Raw genomic sequence first — 14,437 nt, forward strand, 5'->3', positions numbered from 1 at the left:
GCTGTCACCACCTCCTGTTCCTCTGATGCTGCTCCCACTCTTCGTCAGTGGGGTACCGGTCGGCTGACGCCTGGCTGCCGCCGCTGTTGTACTGGCCGCCGCTGGACGTGCCGCCGCTGGACGGCTGGTCGTACTCCCGCCGCCGCATGCTCTCCTCGAGGTCTCTGAGAGTCTTCTCTTCCCTTCTGAGCCTCTCCGCGTGCCCGACCTCGTAGCCCTTTCTTTCTTCCTCTTGCTTCCTTGTCTTGATGCTCCTCTTCAGTTTGTCCCTGAGGCTCTTCGCCTCCTGCTCCGTCATGCCCTTGGCGCTGCTGGGCGGATCGCCGTGAATTCTTCCGTCATTCTCCACGCGCCAACCGGATGAGTTGCTGTTGCTCGGGCGCCGGGAGAAGAAGCCTCCTCCTCCGCGGCTACCGCTACCGCCCCTGCCTCCACCCCTGCCGCGGCCCCTGCCTTCATCCCTGTTGTTCTTGCGGGCCATCTTGGCGATGCCGTCCTTGAAGGACCGAGGGCCGGACTCCCTCATGCCCGCGGACCGTAACGGAACGTTGCGGCCGCCCGCGCCTGCGAGCGCCGGGCGCGGCCCGCCGGGGCGGCGCAGACCCTCCAGAACGCGGCGCATCGGCTCGGTGATGCGGCGGCGCACGATGGGGGCGATCACCTTGCCGGTGCCCTCGCTGCCCTCGCGGAGAATCTTTCCGACGACCTTGCGGCGCAGAAGCACGCGTGCTGTGGCGGCCGTCGCTCCGACCGCCCCGCCGAACGCCAGCAGCTTGGTCAGTTCGACCGAGGTGTAGATCGCCTGGGTGCCCGCCGCGACCTTCACCGCCGACACCACTGCCGCGGCGCCTTCGAGCACCGCGGGAGCCGTCTTCAGGGCGGCGTTGGCCTGGGCGACGTGGCCGTTCTGCGTTCCCGTGCGCTCCCAGTGGCTCTGCATGGCGGCGGCGGACTCGCCGCGGTAGACCTGCTGAGTGGCGCGGACCGCCGAGTCGGCCCCCGTCACGGCGGGGATCGTGTTCGCGTGTGCCGAGCGTACGGCGTCGCGCTCCTGCCTGGCGTCGTCCTCGTTGAAGTTCGGCCAGGGCCCGAGCATCTGCATGACCCCGGCGGCCTCCGGGGGAAGTGTCACGCCCATGCGCTGCCGAGGTCCTGGATGGTCTGGACGTTGGTGGCCTCGGCGTCGCCCGTGTTCTTGACCACGGCGTGCAGGCCTTCGCCGGTCGCGCCCATCTCCTCGGAGAGCCCGGTGAGCGCGGCCATCGACACCGCGCGCGATTCGGCGTACGTGCTGGTGAATATGGCGAAAAGGCCGTCGTCACCCCAGGAGGACACGCCATCCCCGCGTGCGTGCATCGGCGCGAGCGCGGCGCCGTAGTCCTCCCCGTGGGTCCTGATCTGCGAGGCCTCCTGCCCCACCGCCCCCAGAGCGATCTCAAGTCCCGTCATGCCCAAGGACCATATCGGTACATATCACGGTTCGGGCAACAATTTCTGTTCATGAGAGCTACATCTCAGCGTCAAGATCACACAAGAAGGTGTCTAGACTGGTTCGCTGTCCGCTCTCTGACAGCCGGAGGTCGACATGTCGTCACCTGCGCCGGAAAACGACGCCGAATACCTGGCCGAATACTCCGCCCAAGGCCAGCGGATCATCCGCGACCTGCTGGCGGCGCGGTCCGCGATCCAGCAGCTGGAGGGTCGAGCGCAGAGCAGGGACGGCCTGGTCGAGGCGACCGCCGACGGTCAGGGCGGCCTCACGGGCCTGCGCATCGCCCCGCGGGCGCTGCGGCTCGGCGAGGCGACACTGGGCCGCGAGGTGGCGGCCGTGCTCAGGGCAGCCCAGGACGACGCTGCACGCAAAGCACAGGAGATCGTCGACCAGGCCGAGGCCGGTGCCCTGGCCATGCCGCAGCCGCTCGATGAGACCTTCGTGCGCGAACGGGTCGAGCAAGTGGCCCGCGATCTTCTCTAGGCCGGGAGGCGAACGATGTACCAGCACAACTTCGACCCGGCCGACATCAGGCAACAGGACCTGGAGGAGGTCGCCAGGCAGCAGGAGCAGCTGGAGGTCTGGCTGGACACGGCCCAGGAGGACCTCGAAAAGATCGTCGGGACCGGCGAACGTGCGTCGGGCCAGGTCAAGGCGAGCGTGGACTTCAATGGCCAGGTCCTGGACGTCACCTACGGGCCACGGGCGCTGCGCCTGTCCAGCCACGAGCTGGCGGAGGAGACTCTCGCGGCGGTGAGCGAGGCGTGCGCGGACGTCGAGCGCCAGCTCTCAGACCTCATGCGCGCGGCCATGCCCGGGTACGACCCGGCGGAGGCGAGCGCCCACTTCGAGCAGATGCTGAACGCCTGGCGGTGACCTACGACGTGGGCAGGGTCGCCTCGACGTGGAAACCGCCATCGCCGTCCTCCCCCGCCTCCAGGGTGCCGCCGGCCACCTTCACCCGCTGCCGCAGGTCCAGCAGCCCCATCCCCGGGCCGGTGGCGGCGACCCAGGCGTCCGGCCGGCCAGGGGTGTTGCGGACGCCGATCCGTACCGATCCCGGGAGGTAACGGACCCTCACCCGCACCTCCGCGCCGGGCGCGTACTTGCGGACGTTGGCGAGGGCCTCCTGGACCAGCAGGTACGCGGTACGCCCCACCGCGCCGGAGACGGGCACCGGCGTCCCGTCCACCACCAGCTCCACGGGCACCCCGGCGCAGGCGGACTCGGTGACGAGCGGCCGGAGGTCGGGCAGCGGTAATCCCAGGTCGAATCCCTCTCCGGTGCCGCGCCGCAGCAGCGCCACCATGTGGCGCAGCTCGCCCAGCGTCTCGCACCCCGTCGCCCGGATCTCCTCCGCCGCCGCCCTGCCGCGCTCGTCGCCCGCGGCCATGGCCAGCGATCCGGCCTGCAGCACCATCCGGCTGACCCTGTGGGTGACGACGTCGTGCATCTCACCCGCCAGCCGCTCGCGCTCGACCCGCTCGGCCCGTTCCGCCAGCTCGCGGCGCAGGCGTTCCTGGACGGCCACGTACATGCCGTACAGGGTGGCCAGCGCGATCGCCGTCTCGGCGCGGAAGACCACGGGGGGCCGGTCGGGGAGCGCCAGGACCGCGAGGGCCAGGACCATCACCGGCAGCCACCGCCGGGTGCCGCGCTCCCCCGCGTACGCCATCACGCCGTATGCGGCGAACGCGCAGGTGGGGGGCCAGATCAGCGCCCCGGCCGGCGGCGGCACGCCCGCGATCACGTTCAGCGCGAGCAGGGCGGCAGCCGTGCCCGCACTGACCCAGGCGACGGTGAGCGGCGCCCTGCGCATCCACAGCACCGGCACCGCCGCCGCCAGCAGGACCACGAGGACCGAACCGGTGTAGCCGGTCGCCAGCGTCAAGCCCTCCGCGACGAGGACCGCGACCGCGTCGATCGGCCGCGGACGGACACCGTCCACCGGCTCATCGTACGATCACCTACCGGCCCTGCCCAGAGGGCTATGTCTTGGTGATGCGAACGGCGTCGGCGATCACGTAGCCCGTCGTGGAGGTCCAGCGGCTCACACCGACCACGTTGTACGTGCCCGCCGCCAGCGTGTACGTCCCCAGCACCCGCCACTGCCCGCCGCCGCTGCGCTGGTCCACGACGACCGTCTGGTTCCCGCCGGAGGCCGCCACGATGTACGGGGTCGCGCTGTTGTACCCGGAGTTGGCCGGATACCACACCTCCACCCGGTAACTCCCGGCGCTCGGAATGGTCGCCTGATACCAGGCGGGGTCGCTGGCGGAGACCGGATTGGCGAAGCGGTAGTCGGTGCCGTGCAGCTGCCCGGAGTAGGTGGAGGTGCCCCAGTTCGAGCTGGCGGTGAAGCCCGTGTCCGCATTGTCGATCACCACGCTGAACCCCGTCCCTCCCACCGCCTTGCCCGTGCTGGGCGAGCTCTCCTGGTGCGTCCGGTTGAGCGCGGTGACGAAGTAGGTGTAGGTGCCCGAGGAGGCGCCGGTGTCCGTGAAGGACGTCTGCCGGGTCGTGGTGATCAGGTTCCGGGCGTCGGCGAAGAAGCACGGGTCCGCCGTGGACTGCGACCCGTCCACCCGGTACACCGCGTACGACGTGCCCGAGCCCGTCCACGCGAGCTGGACGCCGTTCGAGCCCTGAACGGCCGAGGTGAGAGCGGGGGCGGACGGCGCGGCCGCCGAACCGCGGGCCGGCAACAGCGCGGGACGGGTGTAGTGGGTGTTCACCAGCCGGGTGATCGCCCCGATCCGGTCCGCCTTGACGTCCTTCGCGCTGAAGAAGATGTCCCCGACCACCTCGGGATGCTGCCGGTTGTCGGTCAGGTGGTCGCTCAGCTCCGCCGGGTCCTGCCAGGCGGCGTCCTGCCCGGAGGCTCCGGCGCGGTAGGCGGCCTGGCCGACCACGAGCTGCACGCCGGTGCCCCGCACCACATCGGACCACCAGGCGGTGAGCACCTCGTAAGCGGCCGTGGAGAAGCCGATGTGCCAGTAGATCTGGGGCGACAGGTAGTCCACCCAGCCCTGCTTCACCCACTGCCTGCTGTCGGCGTAGATCGCGTCGTACGACTGCAGCCCCGAGGTACGCGAGCCGAGCGGGTCCGTCGCGGCGTTGCGCCAGATGCCGAACGGGCTGATCCCGAACGACACGTGCGGCTTGGCAGCGTGAATGCGCTGGCCGAGCTCGCGTACGAGCAGGTTGACGTTGTTGCGCCGCCAGTCGCCGACGTTGCCGAACGAGCCGCCGTACTGGGCGTACGTGGCGGAGTCGGGGATGGTCTCGCCGCTCACCGGATAGGGGTAGAAGTAGTCGTCGAGGTGCACGCCGTCCACGTCGTACCGGGAGACGGCGTCCATGATCGCGGTCTCGATGAAGTCCCGCACCTCGGGGATCCCGGGGTTGTAGTAGAGCTTCCCGCCGTACGCGAAGCGCCAGCCGGGGTGCTGCCGCGCCGGATGCGTGGACAGGAGCTTGCTCGCGTCGTCGTCGTTGGAGATCCGGTACGGGTTGAACCACGCATGGAACTCCAGGTTGCGGGCGTGGGCCTCGCTGACCATGAAGGCCAGCGGGTCGTACCCGGGGTTCCCGCCCTGGGTGCCGGTCAGCCACTGCGACCACGGCTCGTACGGCGAGGGCCAGAACGCGTCGGCCGTGGGCCTGACCTGCACCACCACGGCGTTCATGCGTTTCTGCACGGCCAGGTCCAGCCAGGCGCGGAACTCGGCCTGCTGCGCCGACGCGCTCAGCCCCGTGCGGCTGGGCCAGTCGATGTTCGCCACCGACGAGATCCACATGGCCCTGAGCTGCCGCTTCGGGGTGGCGGGATCGGTCGTGCAGGCCAGGGCGGCGGCTGGGGAGGAGGTGGGGGCCACGATGCTGACGAGTGCGGCGGTGAGCGCCGCCAGGACGGTACGCAGGAGCGCGGTCACGAAAGGAAGTTTCAGCGCGATCAGATGAAAGCGCAATAGTCTTCACAACTTCCGTCAAAGGACCGCAACCCCGGGCGACGGGGGGAGCGGGCGGAAAGTTTCACCTAACACAGCAGTAATGTCAATTATCGACATTAGTCAGGAGATGTCTTACGTTGCACCCGTCACCCCCAACGAGGAGCACCCATGACTCTCGCCCGCACGCGATTAGCCGCCCTCGCCACCTCGATCCTCGCCGTCCTCCTCATCGCCGCAGGCCAGCCCGCCCTCGCGGTGGCCAAGGACAGCCCGCTCCAAGCCGCGTTCGCCAAGGCGGCGGCCGCGCAGGGCGTGCCCCGTGACCTGCTCGTCGCGCTCGGCTATGCCGAGACCCACCTCGACGGGCACAAGGGCGAGCCCAGCGCCAGCGGCGGCTACGGCGTCATGCACCTGGTCAGCAACCCGACCAACCACTCGCTCGAGAAGGCCGCCGAGCTCACCAAGCTCCCGGTCGAGAAGCTGAAGGCCGACGACGAGGCGAACATCCTCGGCGGCGCGGCCGTGCTTCGTGCCCAGGCCGACGCGCTGGGCCTCGACGAGACGGCCAGGAAGGACCTCGGCCGCTGGTACCAGGCCGTGGCCAAGTACGGCAACGCCCCCTCGCCCGAGCTGGCCCGGCTCTACGCCGACGCGGTGTACGAGCAGCTCGGCCTCGGCATCGACATCCGCGGCGTGCAGGTCAAGCCGCAGGAGATCACCGCCGACCGCGGCGACCTCGCCAACGCCCGCCAGCTGAACGCGCAGGCGGAAGTGGCCAGCCCCGACTACCCGCCGGCCGCATGGGTGCCCGCCAGCTCCAGCAACTACACCGTCTCCAGCCGCGAGTCGAGCTACGCCATCGACCGGGTGATCATCCACGTCACCCAGGGCTCGTACGCGGGCACCATCTCCTGGTTCCAGAACTCCGCCGCGCAGGTCTCCGCCCACTACGTGGTCAAGTCCTCCAACGGCGCCATCACCCAGATGGTGCGCGACAAGGACATCGCCTGGCACGCCGGCAACTGGACCTACAACACCAGGTCCATCGGGATCGAGCACGAGGGCTACGTCAGCGAGGCCTCGTGGTTCACCGACGCGATGTACCGGGCGTCCGCGGCCCTGACCAAGGCCATCTGTGACAAGTACGGCATCCCGAAGGACCGCAGCCACATCATCGGGCACGTCGAGGTGCCGGGCGCGGACCACACCGACCCGGGCCCGTACTGGAACTGGACCACGTACATGAACTACGTGACCGGTGGCGGCACCCCGTCGTGGTCCACGACCATCGACAACAGCACCTCCGGCCAGTTCACCGCCAGTGCGAACTGGGGCACCTCCTCCTACTCCAGCCAGCGCTACGGCGCCGACTACCGCTTCGCCGACCCCGTCGCCGCCAGCGACCCGGCGTGGTACTCGGCCGCCATCCCCAGCGCGGGCACGTACCGCATCGAGGTCTGGTATCCGGACGATCCCGGGTACAACAGCTCGGCGCCGTACATCGTGGCGACGTCGAGCGGCAACCAGACGGTCTACGTCGACCAGCGTTCCGGCGGAGGGGCCTGGAAGAGCCTCGGCACCTTCTCGCTCAATGCCGGCACCTACAACGTCGTCGGCGTGAGCCGATGGACCTCAGGAACGGGCCTCGTCATCGCAGACGCGGTCCGCATCAGCCGGGTCTGACAGACCGGCTCGTACGGCTCGCGCCCTCTCCGCAGCGGGGGCGCGAGCCGTACCTCTGTCAGGGGTCAGGCGGTGGCGCCGCCGTCGATCACGTGGTCCTGGCCCACGACGAAGGCGGACTCCGGCGACGACAGCCACAGCGCCGCGGCGGCGACCTCCTCCGGCGTGGCGACCCGGCCGATCGGCAGCGCGCCCTTCATGCGCTCGTCCCGCTCCTCCCGGGTCTCGCCGGGGCGCGTCGACATGGGCGAGTCGATCGGACCGGGGCTGACGGCGTTGATCCGCACCCCGTCGGCGATGTGGTCACGGGCGGCCGTGCGGGTCAGGAAGCTCACCCCGGCCTTCGAGGCGGCGTACGCGGCCGCTCCGGGCAGCCGCCAGTGTGCACCGAGGTTGGAGGCCACGTTGACGATGACGCCGCCGCCGTGCGCGCGCATGTGGTCGATCTCGTGCTTCATCGACAGGAACGCGCCCTTGAGGTTCACCGCGAGCACCTGGTCCCAGGTGTCCTCGTCGTAGTCGGCCAGCGGCGCCAGTGTGCCGAAGATCCCGGCCGTGTTGAGCGCGACGTGGAGCCCGCCGTACCGGGTGACCGCGGCCTCGACCATGGCGGCGACCTCGGAAGAGTCGGTGATGTCCACGGCGAACGCGCTCGCCCGCCCGCCCTCCTCCTCGATCAGCTTCACGACCTCGGCCAGCCGGGCGGCGTCGCGCCCGGCGACCAGCACCGCCGCGCCCTCGCGCGCGTATGCCAGCGCGGCGGCGCGCCCCAGAACCCCGCTCGCGCCGGTGACCAGAGCGACCTTGCCTTCAAAACGAGTCATCTATTCCATACCAATCGTTCTCAAATTTGAACAGCGATCATGGCCTGTTCGACCGCGTCACGCAGCCGGCGCGGGTCGGGGTCGGCCCTGCCGAGCACCCTGAGGCCCTGCAGCAGCACGAGCAGGAACCTGGCCAGCGCGTACGGGTCCTTCTCCGGCGGGATCTCGCCCTGGGCGCGTGCCCTGACCAGGGTGGCGGCGAGCGCGGTCTCCAACTCGGCCCAGCTCGCCGCCACCTTCGCGGCCACGGCGCCGTCACGCGAGGCGAACTCCACTGCCGAGTTCACCACCATGCAGCCCCGCCGCAGCTCGTCCGCCAGACACTCCGCCACATATGAGTCGAGGAACGCCCTGATCGCGGGCAGCGCCGGCCCCGGCTGGGACAGCGGCTCGACCACGTTGCGCTGACCCAGGTAACGCTCCAGCGCCTTCAGGTAGAGCTCGCGCTTGCCGCCGAAGGTCCCGTAGATGCTCGCCCGCGCGATGCCGAGGTGCTCCACGAGGTCCGCCATCGACGTGGCCTCGTATCCGCGCTCCCAGAACAGCTCAAGGGCCTTCTGCAACGCGACCTCGGGATCGAACTCCTTGCTCCTCGCCACGGCGACAAGCTAACAGATTCAAGAACGTTCGGTCTAGTTGCGTCTCGCTATGCGTCCAGCAGATCGCGAACCTGCTCCATCACGCTGTCCACCGAGACGTCGGTCACCCATGACAGGTCGTGCGGGCAGCGCTCGGCACGCGGGTCCATGCCGTCGGCACCGCAGACCGGGCAGGCCGTGGTCCACGAGATCAGCGGCCGGTGCCTGTCCCTGCTGAGCGGCCCGAAGCTGATCAGGTTGCCGCACCAGTAGACGGCGACCGTGGGCGTGCCGACTGCGGCGGCCAGGTGACGCGGGCCCGTGTCATTGGCGATCACCAGATCGCATCGCTCGTAGAGCGCCGCCAGGCCGCCGATTCCGAGCGCGCCGACGACGGGGATCGCGGGCCGGCGCATCGCGCCGACCACGCCCATCACCAGGTCCTTCTCCTCCGGAGCGCCCGTGACGGCGACGGGGCGGTCGATCCCGTCGGCCACCTCGGCGAAGCGCTCCACCGGCCAGCGCCGCCGCGGGTCCCTCGCGCCCGGGTGCAGGGCCACCAGCCCTCGCGGCGGCTCGCCGAGCGCCCGGGCCAGCTCCGCCCGGTCGGCTCCGGTCACGGCCACCCGCGCCTCCAGGCCGTCCGCCACCGCGCCGACCAGCGCGGCCACCTGGAGGAAGCGCAGGGTCTCGTGGTGGTAGTCCGTGTACGGCACCCAGCGGTCCAGGCTCTCCGCCCCGGGAGCGCGCATTCCGGCGGTCACTCTGGCGCCCAGCCGGCGGATGAACGGGTTGGAGTAGCGACCGCCGCCGTGGATCTGCACCGCCAGGTCGAACCGGCGCGCCCGCAGCCCCTCGCACAGCTCCTCCGGCGCCGGGTACCCGCCGTCCTGCGTCGACAAGCCCGTGATCTGCGGCAGCGCCACCACGTCGTCCACCGGACCCGGGCGGCCCTCGAGGAACTCGGCGTGCCATGGGGTGCCGAGCAGCGTCAGGCGGGCGCCGGGATAAGCCCGTTTGAGCGCCTTGAGAGCGGGGACGGCCAGCAGGAAGTCGCCGAGCGCGTTGGCTCGTAGGACGGCGATCCGCTCGACCCTTTCGACCAGCCCGGATGTGGCTCGCATGGGCGCCCGGCTACCCAGGGAGGTCGGTCGTTTAACCTGCCGCGCCGCATCCTCCCGTCCCACCGCGGAGGTCCTTTCGGGGTGCCTCGTGGCGATGGGCGCGTAAACCTCCGCGGGGGAACCTCCGCAGGGGCGAGCGGTTGCGGATAAACAGGGTTTGAGCAGCGCCTTCTCAGGTATTCGCTCCACATGGGCACAGAGAGGACCATCAGCGCCGTGGTCGTCGGCGACGTCATGCTCGACTCCTGGTTGCGCTGCTCGGCCAAGCGCCTGGCGCAGGAGGCGCCCGTGCCCGTGATGAGCCTGGAGGCCACCGAGGACTCCCCCGGAGGGGCCGCCAACACCGCCGCCAACCTCGTGGCCCTCGGCGCCCGCGTACGGCTCCTGGGCGCCGTGGGCGACGACGCCTGCGGGGACAAGCTCGTGCAGTCGCTCCACCTGCTCGGCGTCGAGACGGACCTGGTGACCGTGCCGGGCCGGCGTACCGCGCACAAGCGGCGGCTGGTCAGCGGCGGCCAGCTCACCGCCCGCTACGACGAGGGGGACCTCGACGTGCTCCCCGGGCGGACCGAGCGGGAGCTGCTCGGACGGCTGGGCGAGGCCGTGCGCGGCGCCGACGTGGTGGTCGCGTGCGACTACGGCGGCGGCGTGTTCACCCCGGCCGTGCGCCGGGCGCTCACCGGGCTCCCTCTGCTGGTGGTGGACGCGCACGCGGTCGCGCCGTGGGGTGAATGCGCTCCCGCCGTCGTCCTGCCGAACTACGCCGAGGTCGTGAGCCTGCTGGGCGACGCGGACGAGCCGGCCGACCGCCTGGCGTACCTGTCGGCCCGCTCCAGCCGGCTCATGGAGCTGACCCGCGCCGGGATCGTGGTGACCACGCTGGACGGCGAGGGCACGCTGCTGCACAGGAGCGGCCGCCCGCCGTACCGCACCTACGCCCGGCCCGCGCCCCAGCACATGGCCACGGGCGCGGGCGACACCTACACGGCAGCGTTCGCGCTCTGGCTGGCCGGCGGCGCGTCGCCGGAGGAGGCCGCGGAGGCGGGCCAGGCGGCGGCCGGTGTCGTCGTGCGCCGCCAGGGGACGGCCGTCTGCACCCGGTACGAGCTGCTGCGCGCCCTGCGGCGTCACGAGGGCACGGTGCAGACGGCCGAGCGCCTGGCCCAGCTCCTGGACGAGCATCGGCGCAGGGGCGAACGGGTGGTGTTCACCAACGGCTGCTTCGACGTGCTGCACCGGGGGCACGTGACGTACCTGGAGCAGGCGGGCCGGCTCGGCGACGTGCTGGTGGTGGCGGTCAACAGCGACGCCGGCGTGGCCAGGCTGAAGGGGCCGGGCCGGCCGCTCAATCCGTGCGAGGACCGCATGTCCGTGCTGGCGGCGCTGAACGACGTGGACTACGTGACGGAGTTCGACGAGGACACGCCCGAACGGCTGCTCAGGATGATCCGCCCCGAGCTCTACGTGAAAGGCGGCGACTACACCGCGGAGATGTTGCCCGAGGCGCCGCTGGTCCGCTCGCTCGGCGGCGAGGTGCGGGTGCTCGGCTACCTGTCCGACCACTCGACCACGGCCATCATCGGCCGCATGCGCTCGCTTCCCTGAAACGGCCGAGGCTCAGCGGGTTCGGCACGGGCACACACCTCATGTCCCCACCCGGCGCGTCCAGCCAGCGCAGCAGGAGGTTGGCCTTGGCGGGAACATGCGTGGCGGACAGCAGGTCACGCAGCTGATCCGGATCGCCGTGGTCCTTGCCGCAGGCGGAGAACACCTCCCTGGCCCGCGCCCACAGCTCCCCTCGCAGTCCCGGATGGCGGTCCGCCAGAGCCCCCGCGATCTCGAAGAGGTTGTTGGTCACCAGGCAGTACACCAGCCGCTCCCACCCGTACGAGGCATCTATGCCCGGCAGCAGCGGGTGCCGCTCCGCGAGCAGCTTGACGCCCTCGTGGTCGCGGAAGACCGCCTGCGCGGGGGCACCGTGCCCGTCCACCGCGATCAGCACGTTCTGCAGGTGGCATTCGAGCACGATCCCGTGGCGGAAGTAGGCGTGCAGAACCGGGGGCACCACGTGGTCGAGGTAGCGCCCCCACCACGCGAGCGCCCGGTCCTCGTCCAGCCCGTCGATCGGGTTGCCGGGGAAACCCTCGCTGATCCCCGCCGCCAGCAGCGCCGTCAGCCCCGGGCGCAGGTGCTCGCGCAGCCCGTCGCGGACGATGACCGCCAGCGCCTCTCCGCCGTCCCGGCCCAGCTCCGCGCTGCGGTAGCCGCGGTCGCACAGCACGGCGGGGCGGGACACGTGCTCCGGCAGGTCGTCGAACGCGTGCCCCAAGAGGTCGGCGATCGCGGCCAGCTTCTTCAGGTCGTGCAGCCACAGCCGGCGGATGTCGTTCGTGATCCGCACGTCCAGGCTGAACTTGCAGAACAGGTCGGCCTCCGGCAGGTACACCGTGCGAATCGACGAGGTCGGCCACGCCACGGCCCGCGTGACGCCCAGGTCGCGCAGCGGCGAGCCGCCCAGCAGCTCCACCTGCCAGGGATGCGCGGGCAGCAGTACCAGGCCGTCGCCCGGCGCCGGGCCCAGCCGGTCGAGCGCGCTCGCGTCCCCTTCCTCGATCAGCCGCTCCGCGGGCACGCCGAGCAGCGGCAGCGTGAAGCTCGCGTGCGCCTCCGGCGAGTACGGGAGCCAGGCTCCAGGATTCGAACCGCCGCGGGCCTTGGGCGCGGGGTGGTAGCGGTGACCCGCGACGAGGGCCTGCTCGGAGCGCAGGTACGGGTCCGCGGGCGGCGTCGCGGTCCGCCTGGCGGCCAGCAGGGCGGCCATGACGTCCCGGCTGTGCGCGATCTCCGCGGGCAACTCGTCGTTGGCCACCCCTGTGCCGGCGCGCAGCTCGGCGGCCGTCAGCGCGACCAGGTCGTCCAGCGACAGCGGGCACCAGCCGTCCGGCGTGTGGAGCGCGGGCCTGCCGGGGAACCGCCCGTCGTCGGCGCGCAGGACGTGTCCGGTCGCGGGCAGCAGGAAAGCACCGTCCCACGCGGGACGGGCCACTTCGCGCATCAGGCAGTTGAGCAGTGCCGTCACCGCGAGTGCTGCGGCGTCTCTTCCTGCCTCCCGCGAGAGAGGGAGGAGGCCGTCGGTAGCTGTCATGGCGACCGTACCCCTACCCTTTGTCCCCATTGATGCCAACAAGCGTAGCTATCGGGCGTCTTTCTGGGAAAGCTGGGAAATATGAGGCGCTGGGAGGCGGAGTTCGCGGCCGACCTGGCCCTCGTGCGCCCGGATCTGTCCGCCGCGTACATGGCGGCCCTCCCGGACGCGCGTGCCGCCGTCCTGGGGCGCCTCTGGCGCAGCCTCCTGTACGAGCCGCTCCCCGGCCTGCTGGGACCGCTTCCCGGCACGGCCGGCTCGCCTGCGGGGGCCTCGGAGCGTCCACGGGTCCAGATCGCGCTGGCGGACGGGCGCAGGCTCATGGGCCGGGCACGGGAGCCGTACGACCTCGGGGGCGAGCCCGCGCTCTGGCTGAACGGTCACCCGTACACGCACCCGGCCGAGCTGCTGGCCGCTCTCGGCCTGCCGGGCACGGGCCCGCTGGTCGAGGACCTGGACAACAGCGTGGCCTCCCTGGCGCTGTCCCGCGCGCAACCGGCCCACGCCCCGGCCACTCCCGAGGATCACGAGCAGAGCGTGGTGGACGGCCACCCCTACCACCCGGGTTGCCGCAGCCGTCCCGGCGTCTCCGTGGCCGAGCAGCTCGCGTACATGCCGGAGCACCGGCCGGTCGTCCACCTGGACCTGCTCGCGGTCCCCGCCGCGGACTGCCTGATCTCCGGTCCGTGGCCGGACTCCCTCATGGACGGCGACCGGCTCCTGCTCCCCGTGCACCCCTGGCAGAGCGCCCACGTCCTGCCCCGCCTGGGCCTGCGCCCGCACGTCACCGGCGCCGTCCCGGCCCGCCCGCTCATGTCCGTACGTACCCTCGCCCCTCTCGACGGCGGCCCGCACGTCAAGACGGCCTTCAGCACCCGGATGACGTCCGGCGTCAGGGACATCTCGCCCGGCTCGGTCCGCGACTGCGTCAACCTCTCGCGCCTGCTCACCACCCTGTCCGCCCGGCAGGGGGGACGGCCGCGCATCGCCCGCTACCTCGCCGGGGCCGCCGCGAAGGTGAAGGGCGAGCACAGCCCCGACCTGGCGGCCATGCTGCGCGAGCCGACAGGGGCCGCCATCCCCGTCGCGGCGGTCACCCGCGCGATGGTCCGCGACCCCGTGGCGTGGCTGACCGCGTTCGCCCGGCTGGCCCTGAGTGATGCCCTGGGCCTGCTGGCACTCGGCGTGGCGCTCGAGGCGCACGGCCAGAACCTGCTGGTGGAGCTCGACCGGTACGGCATGCCGTACCGGCTGGTCTGCCGCGACCTGGCCGACATCAGGATCAGCCCGGCCCGGCTCGCCCGCAACGGCATCGAGCTCCCGCCGGTCAGCGCCAGGCTGCTCACCGACGACCCCGAGATCCTGCACGCCAAGCTCTTCGGCGGGCTCGTGGGCACCACGTTCGGCAGCCTGATCGCGCTCTTCTGCCGCGGCGACCGGGCCGCCGAGTCCCGCCTCTGGGACGTCGTGGCCGTCGCGGCACGCGACGCGTTCGACGAGCTGCCCGGCGCCGAGGACCGCAAGGCGCTGTTCGGGACGCACATCACGGTCAAGGCCCACCTGCTCGCGCGCCTGGAGGGCGCACCGCCCGGCGACAGCTGGACGACCTTGCGCAACCCCCTCGCCGCCTGACTCCCG

General features: G+C 71.4%; 13 protein-coding genes. 5 read left to right on the forward strand and 8 right to left on the reverse strand.

The features are described 5' to 3' along the window. Window positions 1-4: 4 nt before the first annotated feature. On the reverse strand, window positions 5-1,132 hold the full coding sequence (locus ACQPWU_RS58260; protein ID WP_433435662.1) for a hypothetical protein: 1,128 nt from the start codon (window positions 1,130-1,132) through the stop codon (window positions 5-7). Then, window positions 1,129-1,449, reverse strand: coding sequence for a hypothetical protein (locus ACQPWU_RS58265; RefSeq protein ID WP_433435663.1), 321 nt, complete (start codon window positions 1,447-1,449; stop codon window positions 1,129-1,131). The genes ACQPWU_RS58260 and ACQPWU_RS58265 overlap by 4 nt, the downstream gene beginning before the upstream one ends. Window positions 1,450-1,585: 136 nt before the next feature. Between ACQPWU_RS58265 and ACQPWU_RS58270 the strand changes: the two genes are divergently transcribed. Together ACQPWU_RS58270 and ACQPWU_RS58275 are read left to right on the forward strand one after the other, a co-directional pair. Beyond that, window positions 1,586-1,975 carry a YbaB/EbfC family nucleoid-associated protein gene (locus ACQPWU_RS58270; protein WP_433435664.1) on the forward strand — a complete coding sequence of 130 codons (390 nt, stop codon included), beginning with the start codon at window positions 1,586-1,588 and terminating at the stop codon, window positions 1,973-1,975. Between the two features lie 15 nt (window positions 1,976-1,990). Further along, on the forward strand, window positions 1,991-2,368 hold the full coding sequence (locus ACQPWU_RS58275; RefSeq protein ID WP_433435665.1) for a YbaB/EbfC family nucleoid-associated protein: 378 nt from the start codon (window positions 1,991-1,993) through the stop codon (window positions 2,366-2,368). Window position 2,369: 1 nt separating this feature from the next. On the opposite strand, the gene ACQPWU_RS58280 is transcribed toward ACQPWU_RS58275, so the two are convergent. After that, window positions 2,370-3,440, reverse strand: a complete 1,071-nt coding sequence (locus ACQPWU_RS58280; RefSeq protein WP_433435666.1) for a sensor histidine kinase — start codon at window positions 3,438-3,440, stop codon at window positions 2,370-2,372. A gap of 40 nt (window positions 3,441-3,480) precedes the next feature. Beyond that, a complete protein-coding gene (locus ACQPWU_RS58285; protein WP_433435667.1) occupies window positions 3,481-5,427 on the reverse strand; it encodes a family 10 glycosylhydrolase in 1,947 nt (648 codons plus the stop codon). A gap of 186 nt (window positions 5,428-5,613) precedes the next feature. On the opposite strand from ACQPWU_RS58285, the gene ACQPWU_RS58290 reads away from it, so the two are divergent. Continuing rightward, window positions 5,614-7,128, forward strand: coding sequence for an N-acetylmuramoyl-L-alanine amidase (locus ACQPWU_RS58290; protein WP_433435668.1), 1,515 nt, complete (start codon window positions 5,614-5,616; stop codon window positions 7,126-7,128). Window positions 7,129-7,193: 65 nt separating this feature from the next. Here ACQPWU_RS58290 and ACQPWU_RS58295 read toward each other — a convergent pair whose 3' ends face one another. From ACQPWU_RS58295 to ACQPWU_RS58305, 3 genes are read right to left on the reverse strand one after another with little or no spacing between them, the layout of a single operon-like run. Continuing rightward, a complete protein-coding gene (locus ACQPWU_RS58295; RefSeq protein WP_433435669.1) occupies window positions 7,194-7,952 on the reverse strand; it encodes an SDR family NAD(P)-dependent oxidoreductase in 759 nt (252 codons plus the stop codon). 20 nt (window positions 7,953-7,972) lie between these two features. Then, window positions 7,973-8,551 (reverse strand): TetR/AcrR family transcriptional regulator, encoded by a 579-nt coding sequence (locus ACQPWU_RS58300; protein ID WP_433435670.1) that lies wholly within the window; start codon window positions 8,549-8,551, stop codon window positions 7,973-7,975. A gap of 47 nt (window positions 8,552-8,598) precedes the next feature. Further along, complete coding sequence (locus ACQPWU_RS58305; protein ID WP_433435671.1) at window positions 8,599-9,654, reverse strand: glycosyltransferase family 9 protein; 1,056 nt, start codon at window positions 9,652-9,654, stop codon at window positions 8,599-8,601. Window positions 9,655-9,843: 189 nt separating this feature from the next. Between ACQPWU_RS58305 and rfaE2 the strand changes: the two genes are divergently transcribed. Next, window positions 9,844-11,259 (forward strand): D-glycero-beta-D-manno-heptose 1-phosphate adenylyltransferase, encoded by a 1,416-nt coding sequence (gene rfaE2 / locus ACQPWU_RS58310; protein WP_433435672.1) that lies wholly within the window; start codon window positions 9,844-9,846, stop codon window positions 11,257-11,259. Here the strand turns inward: rfaE2 and ACQPWU_RS58315 are convergent. Next, on the reverse strand, window positions 11,231-12,799 hold the full coding sequence (locus ACQPWU_RS58315; protein ID WP_433435673.1) for an IucA/IucC family C-terminal-domain containing protein: 1,569 nt from the start codon (window positions 12,797-12,799) through the stop codon (window positions 11,231-11,233). The genes rfaE2 and ACQPWU_RS58315 overlap by 29 nt on opposite strands. An 81-nt stretch (window positions 12,800-12,880) precedes the next feature. On the opposite strand from ACQPWU_RS58315, the gene ACQPWU_RS58320 reads away from it, so the two are divergent. Further along, window positions 12,881-14,431: an IucA/IucC family protein gene (locus ACQPWU_RS58320; protein ID WP_433435674.1), complete on the forward strand. Its 1,551-nt coding sequence runs from the start codon at window positions 12,881-12,883 to the stop codon at window positions 14,429-14,431. Window positions 14,432-14,437: the final 6 nt, after the last annotated feature.

Origin of the sequence: Nonomuraea sp. CA-141351, assembly GCF_050944675.1 — a bacterium.
Taxonomy (GTDB): Bacteria; Actinomycetota; Actinomycetes; order Streptosporangiales; family Streptosporangiaceae; genus Nonomuraea.

Bases quoted from the DNA above. Each gene is read 5' to 3' on its own strand.
- ACQPWU_RS58305 (WP_433435671.1), bottom strand. From the start codon at position 9,654: ATGCGAGCCACATCCGGGCTGGTCGAAAGGGTCGAGCGGATCGCCGTC.
- ACQPWU_RS58265 (WP_433435663.1), bottom strand. From the start codon at position 1,449: ATGACGGGACTTGAGATCGCTCTGGGGGCGGTGGGGCAGGAGGCCTCG.
- ACQPWU_RS58275 (WP_433435665.1), top strand. From the start codon at position 1,991: ATGTACCAGCACAACTTCGACCCGGCCGACATCAGGCAACAGGACCTG.
- ACQPWU_RS58295 (WP_433435669.1), bottom strand. From the start codon at position 7,952: ATGACTCGTTTTGAAGGCAAGGTCGCTCTGGTCACCGGCGCGAGCGGG.
- ACQPWU_RS58270 (WP_433435664.1), top strand. From the start codon at position 1,586: ATGTCGTCACCTGCGCCGGAAAACGACGCCGAATACCTGGCCGAATAC.
- rfaE2 (WP_433435672.1), top strand. From the start codon at position 9,844: ATGGGCACAGAGAGGACCATCAGCGCCGTGGTCGTCGGCGACGTCATG.
- ACQPWU_RS58315 (WP_433435673.1), bottom strand. From the start codon at position 12,799: ATGACAGCTACCGACGGCCTCCTCCCTCTCTCGCGGGAGGCAGGAAGA.
- ACQPWU_RS58320 (WP_433435674.1), top strand. From the start codon at position 12,881: ATGAGGCGCTGGGAGGCGGAGTTCGCGGCCGACCTGGCCCTCGTGCGC.
- ACQPWU_RS58290 (WP_433435668.1), top strand. From the start codon at position 5,614: ATGACTCTCGCCCGCACGCGATTAGCCGCCCTCGCCACCTCGATCCTC.